Below are 214 nucleotides of genomic sequence, written 5' to 3'. Positions count from 1 at the left end.
GCGCTGCTGCTCCGCGTGCCAACTCTTCGCGAGCTCCGGGTCATCGCCGTGGAACCGATAAGGCTCCGTCCGCCCGGATCCCTTCCACGCCCCGGCGGGCCCGTCAGGTCCCGAGTAGGGGGGCGGCGGGTCCCCGCCGTCACTACCGCCGCGGTCCGCGTATGCCTGCGGCTGCTTCGGGTCCGCAGCGTGCGGCGCCTGGTGCTGCTCCGGC

The organism is Streptomyces sp. NPDC007095, from assembly GCF_040634475.1.
GTDB lineage: Bacteria > Actinomycetota > Actinomycetes > Streptomycetales > Streptomycetaceae > Streptomyces.
Note: the sequence above shows the minus strand (reverse complement) of the source record.